This is a genomic window from Streptomyces sp. NBC_00457 (assembly GCF_036014015.1).
Taxonomy (GTDB): Bacteria; Actinomycetota; Actinomycetes; order Streptomycetales; family Streptomycetaceae; genus Streptomyces.
The window spans coordinates 10347519-10370992 of record NZ_CP107905.1 but is presented as its reverse complement, the minus strand read 5'-3'; the positions used below and the strand labels follow the sequence as shown (position 1 = coordinate 10370992).

Here is a 23474-nt window from a genome sequence, read left to right as displayed (position 1 = left end):
GACGCTACGCCGATGTTTCCCCCTACCGGAATCCTTTGCGTCTAGGATTCTGCTATGGAGAATTCAGTGGACCGCTCGCCCAGCCCCTCGTATCCGGTGAGTGCCGCCGGCAACGCCCTGCGCGTCGTCCGGCTGCTGCACGAGCTCGACGAGCTGCGGGTGATGGACGTCGCGGACCGGCTCGGTGTCGCGCGTTCGACCGCTCACCGGATCCTCGCGATGCTTGTCTTCGAGGGATTCGCGGCGCAGGACCGCCACAAGGTGTACCGGCCTGGACCGGCTCTCCAGGCGATCAGGGGAAGCCAGGCGGCCCCTCCCCCGGACTTGATCACCATCGCCCACCCCCACCTGCGACGGCTGGCGGACGCCGTCCGCGAGACGACCCACCTGATGGTGCTCGACGGCAACGGCACCCGCTTCCTGGACGGCGTGGAGGGCCCCCAGGCGCTGCGCGTCAGCTACCGCACCGGCACCCTCCTGCCCGCGCACACGACCTCGGGTGGCAAGGCCCTGCTCGCGACACTCCCCGCCGACCGGCTCCGGGCCCTCTACCCCAACGGACTCCCCGAGGACCGGGCCAAGACTCCCAAGGACTTCGAGAGCCTGATGAACGAACTGGTGACCGTCCGCCGCCACGGCTACGCCCTCAATCTCCAGGAGAGCGAGCGCGGCGTGCACGCCGTCGGCGCATGCGTACGCGACCGCACGGGCACCGCCGTGGCCGCCGTCGCCGTGGCGGCTCCGTCGGTCCGGTGCACCCGCGCACGGCTCACGGAACTGTCCCGGCCACTGCTCGCAACCGCGCAGGACATCGGCCAGGGACTGTGAACCGCGGCGGCGTGCGGCACCGCCAGACCACGGGTGCCGCACGCCGTACCTTTGGAAGCGGTTACGCCTCAAGGACCGGGTTGTTCACTTGTCGTGTCCGGTCACCTCTAGGGACGGTGCCCAGCGCGGGATCTCGCCCTGTCCGGAGACCAGGCGGATGTTCTTGCTGTAGCCGTACTCACGCAGGGTTTCCGCCGCGGTCTCCCGGCCGAAGCCGCTCGCACCGACACCGCCGAAGGGCACACCCGTGAAATTCCGGTTGTAGTTGTTCACGAAGACGAACCCGGTGCGCAGGGCGCGGCTGACCCGCAGCGCGCGCTCGGAATCCGGCGTGAACACCGCGGCGACCAGGCCGAAGTCGGTGCCGTTGGCGATCTTGACGGCCTCGTCCTCGTCGCGGAACGGGATCATCGAGATGACCGGGCCGAAGATCTCCTCCTGCGCGATGCGCATGTCCGGGCGAACGCCGGTGAACAGCGTCGGCGCGACGTAGAAGCCGCCTGCCAGCTCCGGGTCGTCGGGGAGCGGCGCCTGCGCCGCGATCGTGGCACCCTCCTGGACGCCGATGTCGATGTAGTCCAGCACCTGCTTGCGCTGGGCCGCGGACACCATCGGTCCGACGTGTGTGCCGAGGTCGGCGCCGTTGCCGACGCGCAGCCGCTTCACCGCGTCGCCGTAGCGGCGCGCGACCTCGTCGTAGATGTCGGCGTGCACCAGGACGCGGGACGCCGAGGTGCAGGCCTCGCCCTGGTTGAAGAGGCCGCCCTCGATCGCCCAGGGCAGCGCCTGGTCGAGGTCCGCGTCCTCGAAGATGATGAACGGATCCTTGCCGCCGAGCTCCATCAGGGTCGGCGTCAGGTTGTCGGCCGCGGTCTTGATGACCGAGACGCCGGTGGTGGGCGACCCGGTGAACGAGATTTTGCCGACGAGCGGGTGGCCTGCGAGCTGCGATCCGATCGAGCCGGTGCCGGGAATAATGTGGACCACGTCGTCGGGCAGGACGGACTGGATGATCTCCACCATGCGCAGGGCCGACAGCGGGGCCTGCTCCGGCGGTTTGATCACCACCGCGTTTCCGACGGCCAGTGCCGGGGCCAGCTTGCTGGCGGTGTGAATCGGCGGCCAGTTGAACGGCACGATCGCGCCGATGACGCCGTAGGGCTCGAGCACCGTGATGTCCAGCAGGCTTCCGCCGTCGTTGACCTGGCCGGGCATGGAGTCGCACAGGCTCGCGAAGAACTCGAAGATCCCGATCGCCGCGTTCACGTCCATATGGCGCGCCTGGGTCAAGGGCTTGCCGTTGTCACTGCACTCCAGGGCGGCGATCTCGTCGGCGTGCTCGCGCACCGCCTGGGCGATCTTCCGCAGCCAGCTGCCGCGTTCGCGGGCGGTGCGGGCCTTCCAGGAGAAGTGCGCGTCGTAGGCCACCTGAACGGCCTGGTCGACTTCCTTGTCGCCGGCGCCCTGCACGACGGCCAGGGTCGCACCGGTGGCGGGGTTGTCGACGGTGAACTGATCGGCGGCGTCCTCGGACGACCACCGGGTGCGGATCGCACCTTCGGGTTGTGACGACATTGCCATGGTCGTGCTCCGCTCAGGGGTTTGCTTCGGTGTGACGACTCGCCCATCCATGCGGCGGCCGCCGGTGTATGACGGCCCCTCAGGGCTTGAGAACGATCTTGCCGTTCGTGTGCCGGCGTTCCAGTTCCCGGTAGGCGTCGCGGACTTCGTCGAGCGGGTAGACGCGGGCGATGGGAATCTCCAGCTCACCGTCGGCAATCAGCGCGGCGAGTTCCCCGAGGACGTCGGCGCTTGCCGCCGCCGCGGTGCCCTCGGCCTTGGTGCCGTGCTTCGCCGCGCCCCGGAAGTCGATGATCGTGTTGATCCGTTCAGCGGGTACGCCGAGTTCCAGCGCCAGTTCGATGTAGGGGGCGCCGAAGGTGTCGATGAAGGCGTCGATCGTGCCGTCGGCCGCGGCGCGGACGCGCTCGCCGACGCCTTCTCCGTAGGTCACCGGGATCGCTCCGTGCCGGGCGAGCCATGCGTGGTGGGGCTCGCTCGCCAGACCGATGACGGTGGCCCCGGCCAGCCGAGCGAGTTGCACGACGAGAGAGCCCACCCCACCGGCGGCCCCGGAGACGACGACGGTCTCGCCACGCCCGACCTCGACGGCGTGCACCGCCGCGTACGCCGTGCTGCCGGCGACGAAGAGCGCGCCGGCCTGCTCCCACGGGACGCCGACCGGTCGGGGGGTGAGGTGGTCCTCCTCCACGATCACGTACTCGGCGTGGCTGGCCCGGTTGTCGGTGAAGCCGATCACCTCGTCACCGACGGCGAATCCGGTGACTCCCGCGCCGAGTTCGTCGACGATCCCGGCGAGGTCGCTGCCCTGGCCCGACGGGAACGTCGCCGGAAACCTGTCGTGGAAGAACCCCTGCCGGATCACGGCCTCGCCCGGATTGATCCCGGCGGCCACCACCTTGACGAGCACCTGCCGTTCACCGGGCGTGGGGCGTGGCGCGTCGACCACGTTGAGTACGTCTATGCCCCCGTACTCCGCGAATCGCACTGCTTTCGGCATCGTGGCTCCTCTCATCGCACTGCCGGGAAAAGGGAGTGGGGACTACGCGGACTGTCGGCCGTTCACAGCCCCAGCAGGCGGTCGGCGTTGCCGTGCGCGATGCGCGCGAGGTCGGCCGGCGCGTACGGTGCGGAACGCAGGAACTTCACTGCCTCGGCGCTGGACTCGAAGGGGTAGTCGATGGCGAACAGCACCCGGTCGACACCGACGGCATGGACGGCTCCCAGCAGTGCGGCATGCGACATGACTCCGCTGGTGGTGACGTACACGTTCTTCCGCAGGTAGTACGAGGGCAGGTGCTTCACCCTCTCCTCGACGGGCACGTGGGGGTAGCGGCTGTCGAGCCGGGCCATCTGGAACGGCAGCAGCTCGCCCATGTGCCCCAACGTCACCGAGGCGCGCGGGAACTCGTCGAACACGCCGCCGTAGATCAGCCGGAGCGCGTGGGCACCCACCGTCGCGGTCCAGCCCCAGGTCGGCCCGACCAGCACGGAGTACCCCTCGAAGACACGCCAGTTGTCGACCGGGATGACGGCCGGATGCAGATACAGCGTCACACCGAGACGCTCCAGCCCGGCCCATACCGGCCTGAACCGCGGCTCGTCCAGGTAGTGCCCCCGTACGTGGTCGTTGTACAGCACGCCCTTGAGCCCGAGTTCCTGCACCGCCCGGCGCAGCTCCACGACCGCGGCCTTGGGGTCCTGCAGCGGCAGGACCGCGAAGCCCGCGAACCGTTTCGGATGCGCGGCGACCATTTTGGCCAGATGGTCGTTGACCCGTCGTGCGACGGCCACCGCCTCCGCCGGGTCCTCGATCACTTCCAGGCCCGGCGTGGAGTACGAGAGGACCTGGACATCGACGCCGTTGGCGTCCATGTCCGCCAGCCGCAGCTCGGTCAGGTCGTCCAGGCGCCGGAACCACTCGTGCTTGATCGCCTCCGGCACGTCCATGCGCTGACGGATCGCCGCCTCCTGCCGGATGGCTCCAGGGATGGAGAACGCCTCTTCCACGGCCACGATGCGCATCTTCTTCTCCTTCTTGGCGTTCCGGTCGTCCTTCGAGCCGCCGGCCGCCGTGGCGGCACGGCTGCCCGGCACCGCGTCGGCGGCGAGCGCGGGTTGTCCCGCGGCCAGCCCGCCGACCACGGCGGCTCCTCCGGCAGCGGCGGTCGCGGCGATGAATCTTCGCCGGGTGGCCGCGGTCGGGGGCTCGGCGGGCGGAGTCACGGCTTGGACGGGACGTTCGTTGGACATGTCCGCTCTCCCTCATTGGTGGCGCGGTGATTGTCTGGACGTGCCGATCGCTGTCGCGCTCCGCGAAGGTGCGCGTCGTTTCCCCCCGGAGTGGTCCGACGGCCCGGGTCAGTCCGTCAGTCGGTCTTCTCGCCGCTCTCGGCCAGGATCCTGTCGCGCACGCCGGCGAGGGCTCCCGCCATCGCGCCCGCGGGCCTGCCGAAGGTGGTGGCCGAGAACTGGGCGGGGCCGGTCTTGGCGGTGAAGGAGTGCGGGTAGGCGAACTCCCGGAGTCCCTCCTCGCCCTGCTTGCGCCCGTAACCGCTGTCGCCGCGGCCGCCGAAGGGCACGGCGGGGTTGATGGAGAAGACCAGGGCGTCGTTGATGCTGGTCATGCCGACGCGGAGCCGGCGGGCGATGTCCTCGCCGCGGTCGCGGCTGAAGACGGCGCTGCCCAGTCCGTAGCGGCCGCCGTTGATGTGCGCGACGGCCTCCTCGGTGTCGGTGACCTTGACAATGGCGAGTGTCGGTCCGAACGTCTCCTCCGCCGCCGCCAGGGCGTCGGGGCTCACGCCGACGAGGATGGTGGGAGAGACATAGCGCTCCCCCACTGCCTCGATGCCACCGACAGTGGCTGTCGCACCGCGGTCGAGAGCATCCTGGATGTGCTCCCGGATGATCGGGATCTGGGTGGGCAGGGGAACAGGGCCGATCTCCGCGTCCTCGCCGCTGCCGACGCGTACCTGCTTGGCGAGGTGGCTTATCTTCTCGACGAACTCGTCGTGAACCGACTCGACGACGTAGGCCACTTCGAGACTGATGCAGCCGTGTCCGGTGTTCTGTATGGCGCCCCAGACGACGTGCTTGGCGGCTTCGTCCAGGTCGGCGTCCTCGGCCACGATGACGCCGTCCTTTCCGCCGAGTTCCAGCAGAACGGGGGTCAGGGTCTGCGCGCACTGGGCGGCCACCGTCTTGCCGGTGTTGACGCTGCCGGTGAACGCGAGCTTGTTCAGGCCGGACTCGATGAGTGCCTGGCCCGTGGCCCCGAACCCGTTGAGGCACTGGAGGACGTCGGGGAAGTCGGGGACCGCGCGCTGCCAGGTCCGGACGAGCCACTCCCCGATGCCGGGCGTGATCTGGCTGGGCTTGAGGATGGCGGCGTTTCCGGCCGCGATCGCCTCGACCAGGATGGCCCCCGGCGTGAGCAGGGGGAAGTTCCACGGGCCGATGACACCGACGACGCCGTAGGGCTGGTATTCGACCCACGCACGCTGGTTGGGCACGGTGCGGCTGCCGGGGACCTCCCGGCGTCCCAGCACGCGCTCGGCGTTCTCGACGGCGTACTGCACGTGCTCCAGAATCCCGAGCACCTCCACGCGGGCTTCGTCGAGCGGCTTGCCGTTCTCGGCGTGGATGAGAGCGACTCCCTCCTCGCCGCTGATGGCCATCTCCCGCTGCCACGCGCGCAGTTGCCGGGCACGGCCCTCGAATCCGAGGTCCCACCAGGGCCCGGAGACCGAGCGGGCGGCGGCGACGGCCGCGGCCGCCTCCTTCTTGCCGGCCGCGGGGTACCGGGCGAACTCCGCCCCGGTGGCCTGGTCGACGGTGACCACCTCGCTCCCGTCCTGTCCGATGACTCCGTCACGCGTGATCGTTGGAGTGTTGTTGGTCATGGGTCTCTCCCACTTTCTTGCGACCGCCTGCGCCCGAGCGGCACCCCGAGGGTGGTGGGCAGGTGGCGGACGCCGTGTTCGGCGCGATGAAGGGCCGCCGTGTGACAGCGGGCGCGCGCCGAGATGAATGGCTTCGGCGATGGCTCGAAGACCTTGGCAAGTACTAGATTATCAAGTCACTGACTAGTGTCAATTGTTTGACAGTTGGTAAGGAACTTGTGAATCAGTCGGTCAGGTCGAGGGCGGCACGGACGATGCTGTCCGCGTCGATCCCGTGCTCGCGGTAGACGTCCTCCAGCGATCCGGACTGCCCGAACCGCGTCACGCCGAGGGAGGAGACAGGCACACGGTTGACGGTGGCCAGGAAGGCCAGGGTGTGCGGATGGCCGTCGAGGACCGTGACCAGAGGTGTGGCGCGCTCGGCCGGGAAGACCTGGTCCAGCACCCAGGACTCGGCCTGCTCGTGGCCCTGCCTGGCACGCACCGCCCGGTACAGGAGATCGGGACTGGTGACACACACCACCTCCGCCGGGACCCCGACCTGTGCCAGACGATCAGCGGCCGCCAGCGCCTCCGGCAGCACCGCGCCCATCGCGGCGATGGTGACCTTGGCTCCGTCGGCGCGCAGCAGGGGATACGCCCCTGCGACGACCTGGCGCCGGCGCCGCTCCCGGGCGGCCGGGTCATCGGGCACCGCGGCCAGCGTCTGGTCGATCGGCCGCGTCGACAGCCGTACGTACGCGGAGCTGCCGTCCGGTCTGCCGAGCCGAGCCGGGCCAGGCCGGCGAGCAGCGTCCATTCGGCGTCGAGGGCGAACGCCGGTTCGTAGGTGACGCAGCCGGGCTGCTCCAGGCCGATGGACGGGGTCTTGATCGACTGGTGCGCACCGCCTTCCGGAGCCAGCGAGACCCCGGAGGGTGTACCGACCAGAAGGGACTGCCCGCCGGCGTAGATGCCGAACGACCAGGGTTCCAGGGCGCGTTCGACGAAGGGGTCGTACAGCACGCCGATCGGCAGGAGCGGCTGCCCCCACTTGCTCCAGCAGGCACCCAGTTCGCCGATCAGGCCGACGAGGTTCGTCTCGGCGATGCCCAGTTCGATGTGCTGCCCGGACGGCTTTTCCCGCCAGTGCAGGATGGTCTCGGCGTCGTCGGAGAACCAGTCGCGCCGTTCGGTGGACGACCACACGCCGACCTTGTTCACCCACCCGCCGAGGTTCGTGCTGGAGCTGACATCGGGGCTGACCGTGACGACCCGTGCGGCCGCCTCCGGGGCCGCTCTGGTCAGGTCCAGCAGAAGCCGGCCGAGCGCTGCCTGGGTGGTCGCGATCCCGGACGGTGTCCGCCCGATGTCGACGGGCACGGCCGGCGGCGCGTGGTGCGCCGGCTCGCTTCTGCGCAGCCGCCCGGCGGTCCGCCGGCACAGCTCATGGGCCGCGCTGTCCTCGTCGAAGGCACGCCAAGGATCCGCCGGGTCGGTGCCGAGCCGCTCGGTGAGCTCTCGCATCTGCTCCTCGGTCAGCAGAGCCGAGTGGTTCTGCGGATGTCCCTGGCTAGCCAGCCCGTAGCCCTTGATGGTGTAGGCGAGGATCGCCGTGGGGCGGCTGTCGTCGATCGCCGAGAAGGCCGCGTCCAGCGCGGCCAGGTCGTGGCCGCCAAGGTTGGCCACCGCGTCCACCAACGCTGAGTCCTCGACCTGGCCGACCAGTGCGCGGATCCGTTCGGCGCCGGGGCCTTCGGGCAGCCGCCGGCGCAGTTGCCCGGCATCGCACCGCAGGAGTCGCTGGTATTCCGGGTTGGTCATCGCGTCGATCCGCCGCCGCAGTTCCTCGCCGCCCGGCCGGGCGAACAACTCCTCGAGCCGCCGCCCGTACTTGAGTGTGATCACCTGCCAGCCGGCCGCAGTGAACATGCCCTGCAGTTTCTCGGCGGCGATGTCGGGCACGACCCGGTCCAGCGACTGCCGGTTCAGGTCGACGACCCAGACCACCTCCCCCAGCTCGCCGACAGCGGGATCGAGCACCGCCTCCCACACCGCGCCCTCGTCCAGCTCGGCGTCCCCCACCAACGAGAACTGCCGCCCGGTACCCACGTCGCCGACCGTGGCGTTGACATAGCGCCGCGAGAGCGCCCCCCAGACCGGCGCGGTCGCGCCTATGCCGACGGACCCGGTCGAGTAGTCGACCGGGTCCGGATCCTTGGACCGGCTCGGATAGCTCTGCAGGCCGTCGAACTCGCGCAGCCTCGGCAGATAGGACGGGTCCAGCTCGCCCAGCAGGTAGTTGATCGCGTGCAGCACGGGCGACGCGTGCGGTTTCACCGACACCCGGTCCTGCGGCCGCAGATGCCGGAACCAGAGCGCCGTCATGATCGACACCATCGACGCCGACGACGCCTGGTGCCCGCCCACCTTGAGTCCCGAGGGGTTCGCGCGGACGCGGTTCGCGTGGTGGGTGATCGCCGACGACAGCCAGAGCACCCTGCTCTCCACCTCGTGCAGAACGCCGAAGTCGTCCTGGGTGTCCGGCGGCGTGGTTACTGGGCTGCTCATGACTGACCAACTCCTGCGGTCGGCGGCGACTTCGGAGAGGCACCCGACCATCAGCGCGTGAGCGGTTCACTCAACCCGCTCTTGAACTGGAGCCAAGTTAGTTATGAGGCATTGATCCAGTCAATACTTAGGACAACGGCGTGGAACCTGTCGTGTCATTCTCATGACTCAGCGCCAAGAGTTGAGATAGTCTCGCCGGGGCGGGCAGGAAGCGATCACCTGCCCGCCGGTCATGACCGCCCTAAGCGCGCGGAGCCGCGTAGCGAGCCGCGAGTGCCGGCTGGTTGCCGCCCGAGACGAAAGCGGTCTCCGCGGCGAGCAAGGCGTCCAGGGCGGCCTCCTGACCCTCCAGGCCGGGGGCACAGACGGTCTCACCGAGGCGCAGCCCGGCCAGGCTGGCCGACGCCACGTCCTCGGGCGTCATCGCCCAGGGGATGTTGCGGCCGGCGCCGCCATTCCACTCCGTTGCCACCACGCCGGGGCACAGCACCTGGACGCGGAGCGGGGTGTCGGCAAGTTCATTGGCGAGGGTGCGGGTGAAACCCAGGGTGGCGGCCTTCGCGGCGACGTACAGGGTGCGCCGGGGCGCTCGCGGGTCCGTGACACCCGCACTGAAGGCGAGGAGCGAGGCGACGGTGACGATGGCGCCTTCGCCCGCCGCGAGCATTCCGGGAAGTGCGGCGTGCACCAGCCGGACGGGAGCGACGGCGTTGAGGGTGAGCAGGCGGTCGATGTCGGCCGACTCGACATCGGTGAGCGGGGCGTAGCCGCCGGCGCCGGCATTGCTGATCAGCGTACGTACGTCCCCGGCGGCCAGGCGGTCGGTGACAGCGGTGATGCCGTCGTGGGTCATGAGGTCGGCGGGCAGCGCCTCGACGGCTGCCCCATGGGCGCGGAGTTCCCCGGCGAGGTCGGCGAGCCGGTCGGCGCGTCGCGCCACCAGGATCAGGTCGTGGTCGTCGGCCAGGAGCCGGGCGTAGGCGGCGCCGATGCCGGAGGAGGCGCCAGTGATCAGAGCGAGGGTACGAGTCATGGGGCCAGTGTTATTCAGATGGTGGAGCAGCGTCAAACGCTTGATGATTATGAAGTGTCGTATCCTTCTCCCGTGATACGAAACAATGAGGAGCTCATCGAGCCCAACGCTCTCGACCGGGTGACCTGGGCGTTGCGCCGCGCGGAACTGGCGGTACTGGCACTCAAGGAGCAGCGGCTGCGCCCGCTGGGCCTGGCAGCCTCGCACTACACCCTCCTGATGTCGGTGCACTCCGACCCGGGGCTGACCGGCGCCGAACTGGCCCGCCGCCTCAACGTGACCCCGCAGGCCGTCGCGTCACTGGTGGCGCGACTGGAGAGCCGCGGGCAGCTGGAGAGACGTGAGCACCCGCGACACCGGCATGTGCAGGAGCTGCACCTCACCGACGCCGGGCGCGAGGTCCTGCGCGCGGCCGACAAAGTGATCGCCGACATCGAGCTGCAGATCACCGGTGGTCTCGGCCCGGAGGAGGCAGTGCAGCTGCGGGGGCTGCTCGACCGGGTGGCCGAGACTGTTCGCGAGGACTGAGCCGCTGCAGGCCTTCAAGAAGGACCAGCGGTCAGGCGCTTGGCTGTGATCAGGCGTTTGACATATGACCAGGTGTCGTATTCTCGCGGCGTGAGACACGATGATGAGGGGCTGATCGCTGCCGACGCACTCGACCGGGTGACCTGGGCGATGCGGCGGGCGGAGTGGGCTGCCCAGGCCTGGAAGGATCAGCGGCTGCGACCGCTGGGTCTCGCGGCCGCGCAGTACACCCTGTTGATCAACGTCCATTCCGATCCCGGCCTGACCGGCGCGGAACTGGCCCGCCGCTTGAACGTCACCCCGCAGGCAGTGGCCGACCAGGTGGCCCGCCTGGAGGAGCGTGGCCAACTGGAACGCCGACCGCACCCGCGCCACCGTCACGTGCAGGAGCTGCACCTCACCGACGCCGGGCGCGAGATCCTGCGCGCGGCCGATGCCGTGATCGTGGAGATCGAACAGCAGATCGCCGAGAAGCTCGGTCCCGAGAAGACCTCGCAGCTGAGGGCACTCCTCGATGAGGTGGCTGACGCGGTCCGGGCGCATTGACCGGTCCCTTTCCAGAGGAGGGGAAGCGGGCCCGTGCCCGGCTGCGCCGAGCGCGCTGCTCACCGCTCGTGCTGTTCCGCGCTTCCAGCGGCGCGTTCCGCCCCTGACCGAAGGAGAACCGGTGGGCGCCCCCACACTCGATTCCCTCGACCTCCAGATCATGCAAGCGCTGCAGCTCGACGGGCGCGCCCCGTTCAGCCGTATCGCCACCGTCCTCGGTGTCTCCGACCAGACCGTCGCCCGGCGGTACCGACGGCTGCGCAGCACCGTCAACGTGCGGGTGCTCGGCATGACGGACGAGAACCGCCTCGGCCGCCAGAGCTGGCTCGTACGCATGCACTGCACCCCAGATGTGGCGGAACAGCTCGCGGACGCACTCGCCAAGCGCCCGGACACGCTCTACGTGAATCTCATCTCCGGTGGCACCGAGGTCGTCTGCGGCATGAAACCACGCAGCCGCAAGGAGCGGGACGAGCTGCTCTTCGACCGGCTCCAGCGCACCCCTCAGATCGTCACGGTGACCGCCCACTGCCTGCTGCACTCCTTCTACGGCGGCCCACTCGGCCGGCTGAACAAGTCCAACGCGCTCAGCCCCGACCAGGAGGCCGCGCTGCGCCTGCCGCCTCCGGTGCCGCCGGATGCGCCCGTCATTCTGGACACGGCCGACAAGGCGCTGCTCGCGTTGGTCCGCCGCGACGGCCGGGCCACCCTCACCGACTTGCAGAAGGCCACCGGCCAGTCGGAGTCCGCGGTCAAACGGCGGCTCGAAACCCTGCTCTCCACCGGCGTGCTGTACTTCGACGTGCAGTACGACCACGGGCCTCTCGGGCAGGACGTCGGCGCCATGCTCTGGCTCACCGTGGCACCCCACGCGCTCGCCGAGGTCGGCCGCAGCCTCGCCGCCCACCCTGAGGTGCACTTCGCGTCCGCCACCACGGGCCAGGCCAACATCGTCGCCTCCGTCCACTTCCGGAGCCCCGACGAGCTGTACACCTACCTGAGCGAGAAGATCGGTGCCCTCAGCGGCATCCAAGCGGTGGAGTCGGCGCTCATCCTGCGCCAGCTCAAGCAACTCACCTACGAACCGAGCCGCTGACCCCGGCACGCGATCGCGTAGAGGTCGGCGTGTGGTGGTCCAGGACCCGCGGGAGTGCTGGTCCCGGACCACGTGCGGGCGCCTTCCCGTCCCCACGGACGCGCCCCGTACCGGTACCGGCCGCTCCATGCCCTCGCTGCGGCCCGGTCCGGTACGTTCTGCGGCCCTGCCTCGCGGACGGGCCCGCCGATCAGGTGGCCGGCTCAGCTCTCCGGATGCGCCAATTCCAGGTCGAGCTCACGTCCCGGCCCGTCCACGGATATCGGCGCGGCAACCGGCGGATAGCCGCCGGCGATCACCGAGTACTCGCCCGCGTCCAGGTCGGCGAAGGCATAGCCACCGTCGGATCCGGTGGTCGCCGTGCCGATCACGTTGCCCGCCTTGTCCACGAGCGTGACCCGCGCGTCGGTCAGCGGCCGGCGATCGGCGCCCGCCCGCACGGTGCCCCGAAGGGCCGCCCCCGGCCACAACGCCACGTCCAGCCGGGCGAGTCGAGGGCCGAACACCCGCACCGGCAGAGCGGCGGGCCGGAATCCCGCCGCGGTCACGATCACCGTGACATCGCCTTGCGGCAGCTCTCCGAACGCGAACGCGCCTGCCGCGTCGGTCGTTTCGGCGGCCAGTGCCTCTCCCCGCGCGTCCGTCACCGCCACCGTCGCACCCTGCACGGGCGCCCCGTCTCCGGCGGTGACGACCGTGCCGGCCAACCCGCTGTTCGCGGACAGCAGGACATCGTGCGACAGCGGCTCCTTCCCCACCACCAGGGTGGACGCCTGCGGTTGGTGGCCCTCCGCCGCCGCGATCAGCACGTACGATCCCGCGCTCGGTGCATCCAGACGGTAACGGCCTCCGGGATGCGCCACGGCCCGGCCCAGTTGTCGCCCGCCCAGTGAGATCAGCGTCAGCGTGGCTCCCTCGACGGCCTCCCCGCCCGTCTCGAGTATCCGGCCGTACAGGGCGGGACCTCGTCCGTCGTCAGGGACGAACGTGTCACCACCGGCTGCGGAGCCGGCCGCGCCGAACTGCTGATCAGGCCCACCCGACCGCCCCCGAGCGTGGGCACCGACCAGCACCGGCTCCGGCTCGAACTCGGACTCGACGGAAGGCCCGGCGCCCTCGGGTGCAACCTGATCAGCAGAGCCGGCGACAGGTGCCATGGTGCGCTGCGGAGTCCGCAGCAGTACCGCGCCGACGAGGGCGGCGGCCAGGGCCAGGCACGCGGCCACGATCAGGCACAGGTAGAGGCCGTCGAGGAAGGCCTCACCCAACGCGCCCATGGCCCGGCCGGTGTCCTGGCCGAGGTCCACGCGGGCCGCCGCTCCCAGGCCGCCCGCGTCCACGGCGTCGGTGATCCGGTGGGCGACGGGTCCGGTGAGGCCGACGTCGCGCAGGTGGCCGGGCAGGGTGTCGGCGCTCTTCGTCGTCAGCAGGGTGCCCAGCACGGCCGGGCCGAGCACAGCGCCGACCTGGCGGAAGGCGTTGTTGCCCGCCGCCGCCATACCGGCCAGGTGGTGCGGCACCGCCGCGACCGCCGTGGCGGTCATCGGGGTGATCACCAGTCCGAGACCGAGGCCGAGCAGGGCCAGTCGCCAGACCAGCGGACCGAAACCGGTCCCGGCGTCGATCGCGGTCAAGGACAACAGCGACCCCGCGGTGACCAGCAGACCGGTCGTGATCATGAATCGGGGCGGGATCCGGTGCATGAGGCGGCCCGCCAGGGCGCCCACGACCAGGGACATCACGCTGACGACCAGCAGCCGGTAACCCGCGTGCAGGGTGTCGAGGCGCTGCACCAGGCCGAGATAGAGACTGAGGACGAAGAAGAAACCGATCAGCCCCAGGAACGTGATCATGGCGATCAGGGTCGTCGCACTGAAGGCCGCGCTGCGGAAGAGCGACAGGTCCAGCATCGGGCTGGGGCTGCGCCGCTCGACCAGGACGAAGGCGATGGCACCGGCCACGGCCAGTGACAGGGCCGCGATCACCCGGCCCTCGGTGAACGACGCGGCACCGCCCTCGATGACGCCGTAGACCAGCGCGGTGATCGTCACCGCCGCGGTGATCTGGCCGGGCCAGTCCAGCCGACGCTCACCGGGCGCGCGGGAGTCCTTCACCAGGGGTGCCGCGACCGCCAGGGTGATGGCCGCCACCGGTATGGCCGGCAGGAAGATCCAGCGCCAGGTGGTGTGGTCGAGGATCACACCGGCGATCAAGGGGCCGACGGCCAGCGCGGCCATCAGCGAGGCCGCCCAGAGCCCGACGAACGTGCCGCGTTTGCGCGGGTCGGGTACGGCATGGCTGATCAGCGCCAGTGTCGACGGCAGCAACGCGGCCGCGCCCAGCCCGGCGCACGCCTGACCGACCCACAGAACCTCGATCGACTGCGCCGACAGCGCGATCACGGCTCCCGCGCCTGCCAGCGCTAGGCCTGTCAGGTACACGTTCTTGCGGCCGTGTACGTCACCGAAGACCCCGGCGGTCAGGATGAAAGCGGCCATGGGGAGCTGGAACGCGGACGAGACCCAGGTCAGTTGAGAGGTCGACGCGTGCAGCGCGCTCTGGATGGCGGGCAGGCTCACCGAGACGGTGGTCACCGGCAGATAGGCGACGAACATCCCGAGACAGGCCATGACCACTGTGGCCACCTGCCGTTCTCGTGGCTCGTTCACCGATGGCGCGACGTTCACGAAACTCTCCCTTGTGGCGCGGCGGGGCCGCACTCGACTGACACGTCGACACCTTCCGGCCGCTCCTGCCTCCCGAGCCAGCCACGGTCTCCAGATCCCGGAAAACCGACATCCGGAGCGGTCTCGCGAGGGATTTCCGACGGGCCGACGGCTTTGGAGCGCATGAGCGGGCGTCACCCTAAGGTCGCTGCCACCGGCAGCGGCGTACCGCGGTCGTGGTACAGGCAGTGAACGCCGCAGGGCGACGCGAAAGCAGACCTCCTTGCACGAGCCTTGAGGCCTAAAGCAACCGGAGGTGGATTGTGATCGAGGTGAACGACCTCAGTAAGAGGTACGGGGACAAGCTTGCGGTCGACACATTGAGCTTCACCGTGCGCCCTGGAGTGGTGACCGGATTTCTCGGGCCCAACGGGGCGGGCAAGTCGACGACGATGCGGATGGTCATGGGGCTGGACCGGCCGACGTCCGGAACCGTCCGCGTCAACGGCCGCTCCTACGAGCAGCACAAGGCCCCGCTGCGGGAGATCGGGGCGCTGCTGGAGGCGAAGGCGATCCACCCTGGACGCTCGGCGTACAACCACCTGCTCGCGCTGGCGGCGAGCAATGGCATCGGCAGGCAGCGGGTGCTGGAAGTGATCGACATGGTCGGCCTGACGGAGGTGGCCCGCAAGCGGGCGGGCGGCTTCTCGCTGGGCATGGGGCAGCGGCTGGGCATCGCCTCGGCGCTGCTCGGCGATCCGCACATCGTCATGCTGGACGAGCCGGTCAACGGCCTCGACCCCGAAGGCGTGCTGTGGATCCGCAACCTCCTGAAGGACCTCGCGGACCAGGGGCGGACCGTCTTCGTCTCCTCCCACCTGATGACCGAGATGGCGTTGATCGCAGAGGACCTCATCGTGATCGGGCGCGGGCGGCTGCTGTCCGCGGGCCCGCTCGCCGACTTCATCGCCCAGTCCGCCGGCCGGAGCGTACGGGTGCAGTCGCCGCAGGCCGCGTCCCTGCGTGACCTTCTGGTCGGTGACGGCGTCTCGGTCAGCAGCAGCCGGCCCGGCGTGCTGGACGTCCAGGGGCTGGAGGCCGCCGAGATCGGCGAACGCGCCGCGGCCGCCGGGCTGGTGCTGCACGAGTTGTTCGTTCAGGAGGCGTCGCTGGAGGAGGCGTTCATGGAGCTGACCCGCGACTCCGTCGAATACCACGCCACCACCGCCGAGTTCGCCACCGCCGGAAGGACGAGCCGATGAGCACTACCGCCCTCGACACCCAGGACGCACAGAAGACGACCGGGACCGCCGGTCGGCATGCGGGCGGTCAGCAGGTCACCTTTCCGCGGGTCGTCCACATGGAATGGATCAAGCTGCGGTCGCTCCGATCGACGCTCTACACGCTGGCGATCACCGTGGCCCTGGTCATCGGCTTCGGGCTGCTGTTCAGCAGTGTGGTCGGTTCGGGAGAGGGCCCCGGAGAGGATGATTTCGGTGACCCGACCTCGATCAGCCTGGGCGGCGTGATGCTCGCCGCGCTGGCCGTCGCGGTGCTCGGGGTGCTGATGAGCGCCGGCGAATACGCCACCGGATCCATCCGCGCCACGCTGGCCGCGGTCCCCTCGCGCCTGCCGGTGCTGTGGGGCAAGGTGACCGTCTTCGCCACGGTGAGCTTCGTGCTCATGTTCGTCGCGGTCCTGGGGGCCTTCCTGGCCGGTCAGTCGGTCCTGTCCTCCCGCGGTCTGGAGACCACAGCGCTGTCCGATCCAGGGGTGTTCCGGGCGCTTGTCGGCGCGGCGGTCTACCTCACCGGAGCCGGGCTGATCGGACTGGCGGTCGGCGTCCTGCTGCGCAACACCGCCGGAGCGATCACCCTCGTGGTGGGCTCACTGTTCGTGGTGCCCGGCCTGATCCAGCTGCTGCCGAGCAGCTGGAACGACGCCATCGGCCCGTACCTGCCGTCGAACGCCGCGAACGCGGTCATGACGGTGCGGACGGCCGGCGACTCGCTGTCACCCGGGTCCGGGCTCGCGGTGTTCGCCGCCTACATCGTCGTGCTCCTGGCCGGCGCGGCCGTACTGTTCAAGCGACGCGACGCGTGACCCCGGTCGCCGTGGGCACTGCGTCGACCCGCACGTACGCCTTGCACTAAGGAACGGTGAAGCCGTGATCGGACCGGCGTCGCTGCAACGGGTCACCGGCGCTCACCCGCGCATGCTGGACGCCGCCCTCGCCACGCTCGTGGGCGGTATCGGCCTGCTCCCCCTGCTGTTCGGACGGTGGCCCGACGGCGTACGGCCGTCGGGCGCCGACGCCGTCGCCGCGGCGGCCGCGTTCCTGCTTCTGCTGGCCCGCCGCCGCGCGCCGCTGCCCGTCCTGGCGCTGACAGTGCTCGGGGAGGTGGCCTTCACCGTCCTCGCGTCGTACCCGTCACGGGTGCTGAAGATCGCCGCGTTGATCGCGGTCTACACCGTGGCCCGAACGGTCCGCCGGCGGACCGCCTTGATCGCCGTCTCGGGCACGGCCCTCTCCCTGTACGCGGTCATCACCTATGCGACGGATTCGGCCGCCGGCCCGGAGGCCGGCGCCGTGTTCGCCTGGACCGGGATGTTCGCCGCCGTCGGGGCCACCGTACGCACCTGGCACGCCTACGCCGCCGCGATGGAGGAGCGAGCGCTGCGGGCGGAGGCGACCAAGGAGGAAGAGGCCCGCCGCCGGGTCGCCGAGGAGCGGCTGCGCATAGCGCGGGAGCTCCACGACGTGATCGCCCACCACATCGCCCTGATCACCATTCAGGCAGGGGTCGCCGGTCACTTCCTGCGGGGCCGGCCGGATCAGGCCGAGGTGGCGCTCGGTCACATTCGTGAGGCCGGCCGAACGGTCCTGGACGAACTGGGCCCGCTGCTGCACGTACTGCGCCAGTCCGGTGACGAGACGACGGACGAGACGCAGCCGATCGAACCCGTGCCCGGCCTGTCCCGCCTCGGCGGGCTCCTCGAATCGCTGACCGCCGCCGGGCTGAGCGTCCGCCAGCGGCAGGCCGGCCACCCGCGTCCCCTGCCGACCGCCATCGACCTGGCCGCCTACCGCGTCGTCCAGGAGGGTCTTACCAACGCGCACAAGCACGGCGCGGCCGCCGAGGCGGACCTGCTCGTCGACTACGGACCCGACGAACTGCGCATCCGCATCACCAACCCACTGGACTCCGGCCCGAATCCGGCGTCGGCCGCGACGGGCACCGGACATGGGCTGACGGGCATGCGCGAGCGCGCCCAGGCGGTCGGCGGCAGCCTCCATGCCGGTGCGGACGCCGACGGTCGTTTTCGTCTCGCTGTGCGCCTACCGCTGCCTACGGCCGGACCACCGACCGACACTCGCACGTCGGACCGACCGGCCACGACCCTGCCTGCGACCGCCGCCGAGGGGAGGCAGGGATGAGCATCCGCGTTCTGCTCGCCGACGACCAGGCCCTCGTCCGCGCCAGCTTCCGCATGCTCATCGAGTCGGAGCCGGACCTGGAGGTCGTCGGAGAGGCGGCGACGGGCGAAGAGGCGGTCGCGCTGGCCCGCAGCAGCCGTGCCGACGTCGTGCTGATGGACATCCGGATGCCGGACATGGACGGCCTCGCCGCCACGCGCGCCATCTCGGCGGACGCGGACCTCGTGGGCGTCCGGGTGCTGATCCTGACGACCTTCGAAGCCGACGAGCACGTCTTCCACGCGCTGCGTGCCGGGGCCAGCGGGTTCCTCGGAAAGAGCGTGGAGCTCTCCTACCTCCTCGACGCCATCCGGCTGGTCGCCCGGGGAGAGGCGCTGCTGTCACCCAGGGCGACCAGGACACTCATCGCGCACTACCTCGCCTCACCCGACAGGACGGGCACTCCGCCCCGGGAGCTGACGGCCCTGACCGACCGCGAGCGCCAAGTACTCGTCCTTGTGGCCACGGGCCTCTCCAACGACGCCATCGCCGAACAGCTCCACATCTCGCCCTCGACCGCCAAGACCCACGTGAACCGCATCATGACCAAGCTCGGCGCCCGGGACCGCGCCCAACTCGTCGTGATCGCCTACCAGACCGGCCACGCCCACCCCGTCGCATGACTGGTCCACGCCAAGACTCCCGAGCCATCCGGCGGGGACGCCCCATGCTTGCGTGGTCGACGTCTTGGACAAAGCCGTCGGAGATCGGCCTCGTAGTTCCCATCCGCCCCCTCCCGGCGTGGGCGTGGGTGCCGATGCGCGTCGCACCGCCGGTCGGCGTCTGTCTGGGGGTTACGGCGTCGGCGCCACCAGGTCGGGCAGGGGCTGCGCGGGACGGTGGATGGGGCCGGTGCCGTGCGACAGGGGCAGGCCCGTGCCGCGGTTGGCGTGGGCGATGATCTCCGCGGTGATGGATATGGCTGTCTCCTCGGGAGTACGGGCACCGAGGTCCAGGCCGATCGGTGAGCGCAGCCGGGCCAATTGGTCCTGGGAGATGCCGGCTTCCCGGAGCAGGTCGATGCGGTGCTCGTGAGTGCGTCGCGAGCCCATCGCGCCGACGTAGCCGACGGGAAGGGTCAGCGCCAGACGCAGCAGGGGGATGTCGAACTTGGCGTCGTGGGTCAGGACGCAGACGGCGGTGCGGGCGTCGGTCTCGGTGGCCGCGAGGTAGCGGTGGGGCCAGTCGGTGACGATCTCGTCGGCGTACGGGAAGCGGGCCCGCGTGGTGAAGACGGGGCGGGCGTCGCAGACGGTGACCCGGTAGCCGAGGAAGCGGCCGGCCTGGCTGAGGGCGGCGGCGAAGTCGACGGCGCCGAAGATCAGCATGCGGGGGCGGGATGCGTGGGTGTGGACGAGGACGGTCAGGTTCCGGGGGCAGGTGGCGGTGTCGCCACCCACTTCGATGCGGGCTGTGCGGCCCACTCGCAGCAGCGCACGGGATTGCGCCACGACCTGCCGGTAGTCGCTCCCGGAGCCGAGCGTGCCGTCGTGGGGCCCCTCGCCAGGGACGTGGAGCGTATGGCCGACGAGTTCGTCGGGGCCGTCGACGATGTGGGCCACGGCTGTGGGGCGCCCCGCGAGCACGGCTTCGAGGGCGGCGACGAGGTGGGGCTCGGCAGCGGGTTCCACGCACTGGACCAGCACCTCGATCTCGCCGCCGCAGGTCAGGCCGACGGCGAAGGCATCGTCGTCGGAGTAGCCGAAGCCGGCGCGGGCGGGCGGGCCGCCGTGTGCCAGGACGTGTCGGCACAGCTCGTAGACCGCCGCTTCGACACAGCCGCCGGAGATGCTGCCGACCGCGGTGCCGTCCGTGTCGACGGCCAGGGCGGTGCCGACGGGCAGAGGCGCACTGCCGCTGACGTGGACGACGGTGGCGAGGGCGAAGGGGCGGACCTCGCGGCACCAACGGTGCAATGTGTCCGCGATGTTCAGCATGGCGGGCTTTCCTTGAGTTGGGTGACTTCAGGGGACCGCCGCCGGCCCTCGGGGGGAGGAGGACACAGCGGCGGCCCTGGTGCCCGGCGGTGTGGCGCAAGGCCGCCGGGCGCTGGTGGGAGCGCCCTGATGGGCCGACCGGCCGCCCGGGTGCTCAGAGCAGTGCTTCGGCGGTGATGGGCAGCTCGCGGATCCGGCGGCCGGTGGCGTTGAAGACCGCGTTGGCGATGGCGGGCGCCACTCCGACGATGACGATCTCGCCGAGTCCCTTGACGCCGATCGGGTCGGCCTCGTAGTCCTCCCCCTCGATGTAGATCGCCTTCATGTCGGGCATGTCCGCGTGGGTCGGCACGAGGTAGTCGGCGAGATTGGCGTTGACGATCCGGCCGTCTCGGTGGTCGGTGACCGTGTGCTCCAGGAGGGCATGACCGATACCGCCGGTCATGGCCCCGATGGCCTGGCTGTCGGCGAGCCTCGGGTTGATGATCCGGGCGGCGTCGTACACGCCGACCATGCGCCGGACCCGTACCAGGCCGAGGCGGGCGTCGACGGCCACCTCGGCGAAGGTCGCGGCGTAGGCGTAGAAGGAGAACTTCTCCGATTCCGGCGCCCCGGCGTACGAGCCCATCCCTTCGAGGTGGGTGAGGTCGTTGCGGGCCAGCAGCCGCTGGTACGTCTCCCCGCGTACGGGGTCGTTGCTCACGTACAGCCGGCCGCCGCGTACCACCACATCGGCGGGGTCGACGCCGTGCAGCGGTGAGTCCTCGTCCTCGACCGCGAGCGTGATGGCCTGCTTGCGCACCTTGTCGCAGCCGTCCTGGACGGCGGATCCGACACTGGCCATGGTCTGCGAACCGGCGTGGACGGGGGCCGGGGGCATGAGGGAGTCGCCGAGCCGAAAGGTCACCTGACGCATGGTCAGACCGAGGGCATCGGCGGCGACCTGGGTCATGGACGTGGCCGTGCCGGGGCCCATGTCGCTGGTCGAGGACTGCACCAGGGCGGTGCCGGCGGCATCCAGCCTGACCGAGGCCTGGGCCTGGCTGCGCTGGGTGTCGTAGACACCGGCGGCCATGCCCATACCGATGAGCCAGTCGCCGTCACGCGTCGAGCGGGGCTTGGGGTTGCGCCGGTGCCAGCCGAACTCGCGGGCGCCCGCGCGGTAGCACTCGCGCAGGCGGCGGGTGGAGAACGGCAGATTGGTGGACTCGTCGGCGGCGGGTTCGTTGCGCAGCCGCAGCTCGATCGGGTCCAGGCCCAGTTCGTGGGCGAGTTCGTCCATCGCCGTCTCGACGCAGTAGGCGCCGCTGGCGTAGCCGGGACCGCGCATGAACCACGGGGTGCTCACGTCCAGCGGGACATGGTGATACGCCTGGCGGACGTTGGGCGTGCTGTAGAGCATCTGGCCGGGACCGAGAACGTGCTCGCTGTGCGTTTCGTAGCGGGAGCTCTCGGTGCGAACGTCGTGTGCCGACGCTGTCAGCCGGCCTTGCCGGTTGCCGCCAAGGCTCAGTTCGTACTCGTATGCGGGCCGGCACCCCACGCCGAAGTACAACTGCCTGCGGGTGAGTACGAGTTTCACGGGGCGTTTCACTTCGCGGGCGGCCAGGGCCGCGATGACGACGTGCACCCAGGCGCGGGCGGCGCTGCCGAAGGCGCCGCCGACGAACGGCGAGATGACGCGGACGTTGCCCGGCGGGATGCCGAACTCACCGGACAGGGTGCGCATGGCGCCTTGCACGTTCTGGGTCTTGTCCCAGACGGTCAGCTGGTCACCGTCCCAGCGGGCGACGGTGGCGGCCGGCTCTATCGGGTTGTGGTGGTTGCGGGCCATCCGGTACGTCAGGTCCAGCCGGACCGGGGCGGATTCCAACGCTTCGTCGGCGTCGCCGCGTGCATAGGTCTCCGGGTCGTCGGCGGGTTCGGCGACGCTGATGTCGGTCGAGACGGGCTCGGCGTCGTAGGAGACCTCCACCAAGCTCGCGGCGTGCTGGGCGGTCTCCAGCGTGGTCGCCACCACGACCGCGACGGGCTGCCCGAAGAACCGGATGCGGTCGTCCTGGAAGGCGCGCAGCGGCCGCCCCGGCGGGAATCCCCCTTGTACGGGCGGCATCTTGGGCGCGTTGAGGTGACTGATCACCTTCAGGACGCCGGTCTGGGCTTCGGCGGCGCGGCTGTCGACGCCGGTGACACGGCCCCGGCCGACGCTGCTGTCGACGATGACCGCGTGCACGACCCCGTCGGGGCTGTTGTCGGCGGCGTACTTCGCTTGCCCGGTCACCCTCAGCCGTGCGTCGACCCGGGGCACCGCCGCACCGACCGCTGCCTGTGGCTGGCTCACTTGGTGCCTCCTACGGTGCGCAGCTGGCGTTCGACGGTGCGTTTAAGCAGCTCGGCCTTGAAGCCGTTGTGCGTGAGGGGGCGGGCCCCCTCGGCGGCTCGCTCCGCGGCGGCCGCCCACAACGACTCCGAGGAACGCTCACCCACGAGATGCAGCTCGACGGCGGGCAGCTTCCACGGCACCGTGCCCACTCCCCCGGCGGCCACCTTCGCCTCCTGGATCACGCCACCGCGCACATGCAGTGCGACGGCGGCCGAGGTGAGCGCGAACTCGTACGACTGACGGTCGCGCACCTTCAGATAGCCGGACCTCAGCGGGCGTGGAAGCGCCGGGATCTCGACCGCCGTGATCAACTCACCTTGTCTGACGGCCTGTTCTCGCTGCGGGGTGCTGCCCGGCCGCAGCAGGAAGTCGGCGAAGGGGACTCGACGCTCCCCGTCCGGACCCAGCAAATGCACGGTCGCCTCCAGCGCCGCGAAGGCCACGGCCACGTCGGACGGGTGGGTCGCCACGCACTCGCCGGAAGTGCCGAGGATCGCGTGCGCGCGGTTGAAGCCGTGCAGCGCGGCGCAACCCGAGCCAGGCTCACGCTTGTTGCAGTCGGCCGTCACATCCCGGAAGTACGTGCACCGGGTGCGCTGCATGATGTTGCCGCCGATGGTCGCCATGTTCCGCAACTGAGCCGAAGCACTCAGCTCCAGCGCCTGCGAGATGACGGGATACAGGGTGCGCACCTTGGGATGGGCGGCGGCCTCGGCCATGGTCACCAGGGCGCCGATGCGCAGCCCCCCGCTCTTGGTGACGGTGACCTCGCGCAGCGGCAGGGCACTGATGTCGACAAGCGAGCTGGGCCGTTCGACGGTCTCCCGCATCAGGTCGACGAGGGTGGTGCCGCCCGCGATGTAACGCCCGCCGCGCCGAGCGGCGTTGAGGGCCTCTCGCGTGTCCGCGGCCTTGGTATAGGTGAAGGGGTGCATGGAGTTC

The 23474-nt window shown here is 70.4% G+C and carries 18 protein-coding genes and 1 pseudogene; 8 read left to right on the top strand and 11 right to left on the bottom strand.

From position 1 onward, the window contains the following. Positions 1-54: 54 nt before the first annotated feature. On the top strand, positions 55-828 hold the full coding sequence (locus OG828_RS47325; RefSeq protein ID WP_328504681.1) for an IclR family transcriptional regulator: 774 nt from the start codon (positions 55-57) through the stop codon (positions 826-828). A gap of 84 nt (positions 829-912) precedes the next feature. Here OG828_RS47325 and OG828_RS47320 read toward each other — a convergent pair whose 3' ends face one another. The 7 genes and pseudogenes from OG828_RS47320 to OG828_RS47295 form a co-directional block, all read right to left on the bottom strand. Next, positions 913-2403 carry an aldehyde dehydrogenase family protein gene (locus OG828_RS47320; protein ID WP_328504680.1) on the bottom strand — a complete coding sequence of 497 codons (1491 nt, stop codon included), beginning with the start codon at positions 2401-2403 and terminating at the stop codon, positions 913-915. An 85-nt stretch (positions 2404-2488) separates the two neighbouring features. Next, positions 2489-3409, bottom strand: coding sequence for an NADP-dependent oxidoreductase (locus OG828_RS47315; RefSeq protein ID WP_328504679.1), 921 nt, complete (start codon positions 3407-3409; stop codon positions 2489-2491). Positions 3410-3471: 62 nt separating this feature from the next. Beyond that, positions 3472-4662: an amidohydrolase family protein gene (locus OG828_RS47310; protein WP_328504678.1), complete on the bottom strand. Its 1191-nt coding sequence runs from the start codon at positions 4660-4662 to the stop codon at positions 3472-3474. Between the two features lie 116 nt (positions 4663-4778). Then, a complete protein-coding gene (locus tag OG828_RS47305; RefSeq protein ID WP_328504677.1) occupies positions 4779-6314 on the bottom strand; it encodes an aldehyde dehydrogenase family protein in 1536 nt (511 codons plus the stop codon). A gap of 223 nt (positions 6315-6537) precedes the next feature. Further along, positions 6538-6906 carry a transketolase-like TK C-terminal-containing protein gene (locus OG828_RS49785; protein WP_443062481.1) on the bottom strand — a complete coding sequence of 123 codons (369 nt, stop codon included), beginning with the start codon at positions 6904-6906 and terminating at the stop codon, positions 6538-6540. Between the two features lie 236 nt (positions 6907-7142). Next, a pseudogene (locus tag OG828_RS47300) lies at positions 7143-8681 on the bottom strand (pyruvate dehydrogenase); the annotation flags it as partial. 424 nt (positions 8682-9105) lie between these two features. Further along, positions 9106-9897, bottom strand: a complete 792-nt coding sequence (locus OG828_RS47295) for an SDR family NAD(P)-dependent oxidoreductase (protein ID WP_328504676.1) — start codon at positions 9895-9897, stop codon at positions 9106-9108. 72 nt (positions 9898-9969) lie between these two features. Here OG828_RS47295 and OG828_RS47290 point away from each other — a divergent pair, with 72 nt between their 5' ends. From OG828_RS47290 to OG828_RS47280, 3 genes are all read left to right on the top strand, one after another. Beyond that, on the top strand, positions 9970-10425 hold the full coding sequence (locus OG828_RS47290) for a MarR family winged helix-turn-helix transcriptional regulator (RefSeq protein WP_328504675.1): 456 nt from the start codon (positions 9970-9972) through the stop codon (positions 10423-10425). A gap of 90 nt (positions 10426-10515) precedes the next feature. Continuing rightward, positions 10516-10971 (top strand): MarR family winged helix-turn-helix transcriptional regulator, encoded by a 456-nt coding sequence (locus OG828_RS47285; protein WP_328504674.1) that lies wholly within the window; start codon positions 10516-10518, stop codon positions 10969-10971. Between the two features lie 121 nt (positions 10972-11092). Then, a complete protein-coding gene (locus OG828_RS47280) occupies positions 11093-12067 on the top strand; it encodes an Lrp/AsnC family transcriptional regulator (RefSeq protein ID WP_328504673.1) in 975 nt (324 codons plus the stop codon). 203 nt (positions 12068-12270) lie between these two features. Here OG828_RS47280 and OG828_RS47275 read toward each other — a convergent pair whose 3' ends face one another. Continuing rightward, positions 12271-14697, bottom strand: a complete 2427-nt coding sequence (locus tag OG828_RS47275; protein ID WP_328505056.1) for an MFS transporter — start codon at positions 14695-14697, stop codon at positions 12271-12273. A gap of 359 nt (positions 14698-15056) precedes the next feature. Between OG828_RS47275 and OG828_RS47270 the strand changes: the two genes are divergently transcribed. From OG828_RS47270 to OG828_RS47255, 4 genes are all read left to right on the top strand, one after another. Further along, positions 15057-15995 (top strand): ATP-binding cassette domain-containing protein, encoded by a 939-nt coding sequence (locus tag OG828_RS47270; protein WP_328504672.1) that lies wholly within the window; start codon positions 15057-15059, stop codon positions 15993-15995. Continuing rightward, positions 15992-16837, top strand: coding sequence for an ABC transporter permease subunit (locus OG828_RS47265; RefSeq protein WP_328504671.1), 846 nt, complete (start codon positions 15992-15994; stop codon positions 16835-16837). The genes OG828_RS47270 and OG828_RS47265 overlap by 4 nt, the downstream gene beginning before the upstream one ends. Positions 16838-16901: 64 nt before the next feature. After that, positions 16902-18173 carry a sensor histidine kinase gene (locus OG828_RS47260; RefSeq protein WP_328504670.1) on the top strand — a complete coding sequence of 424 codons (1272 nt, stop codon included), beginning with the start codon at positions 16902-16904 and terminating at the stop codon, positions 18171-18173. Next, a complete protein-coding gene (locus OG828_RS47255; RefSeq protein WP_328504669.1) occupies positions 18170-18835 on the top strand; it encodes a response regulator transcription factor in 666 nt (221 codons plus the stop codon). Before OG828_RS47260 ends, OG828_RS47255 begins: the two co-directional genes overlap by 4 nt. Positions 18836-19006: 171 nt before the next feature. Here the strand turns inward: OG828_RS47255 and OG828_RS47250 are convergent, their stop codons facing one another. The 3 genes from OG828_RS47250 to OG828_RS47240 all read right to left on the bottom strand — a co-directional run bounded on the left by OG828_RS47250 (position 19007) and on the right by OG828_RS47240 (position 23467). Next, positions 19007-20149 (bottom strand): XdhC family protein, encoded by a 1143-nt coding sequence (locus tag OG828_RS47250; protein WP_328504668.1) that lies wholly within the window; start codon positions 20147-20149, stop codon positions 19007-19009. A 154-nt stretch (positions 20150-20303) separates the two neighbouring features. After that, a complete protein-coding gene (locus OG828_RS47245) occupies positions 20304-22490 on the bottom strand; it encodes a xanthine dehydrogenase family protein molybdopterin-binding subunit (RefSeq protein WP_328504667.1) in 2187 nt (728 codons plus the stop codon). Continuing rightward, positions 22487-23467 carry an FAD binding domain-containing protein gene (locus tag OG828_RS47240; RefSeq protein ID WP_328504666.1) on the bottom strand — a complete coding sequence of 327 codons (981 nt, stop codon included), beginning with the start codon at positions 23465-23467 and terminating at the stop codon, positions 22487-22489. Before OG828_RS47240 ends, OG828_RS47245 begins: the two co-directional genes overlap by 4 nt. Positions 23468-23474: the final 7 nt, after the last annotated feature.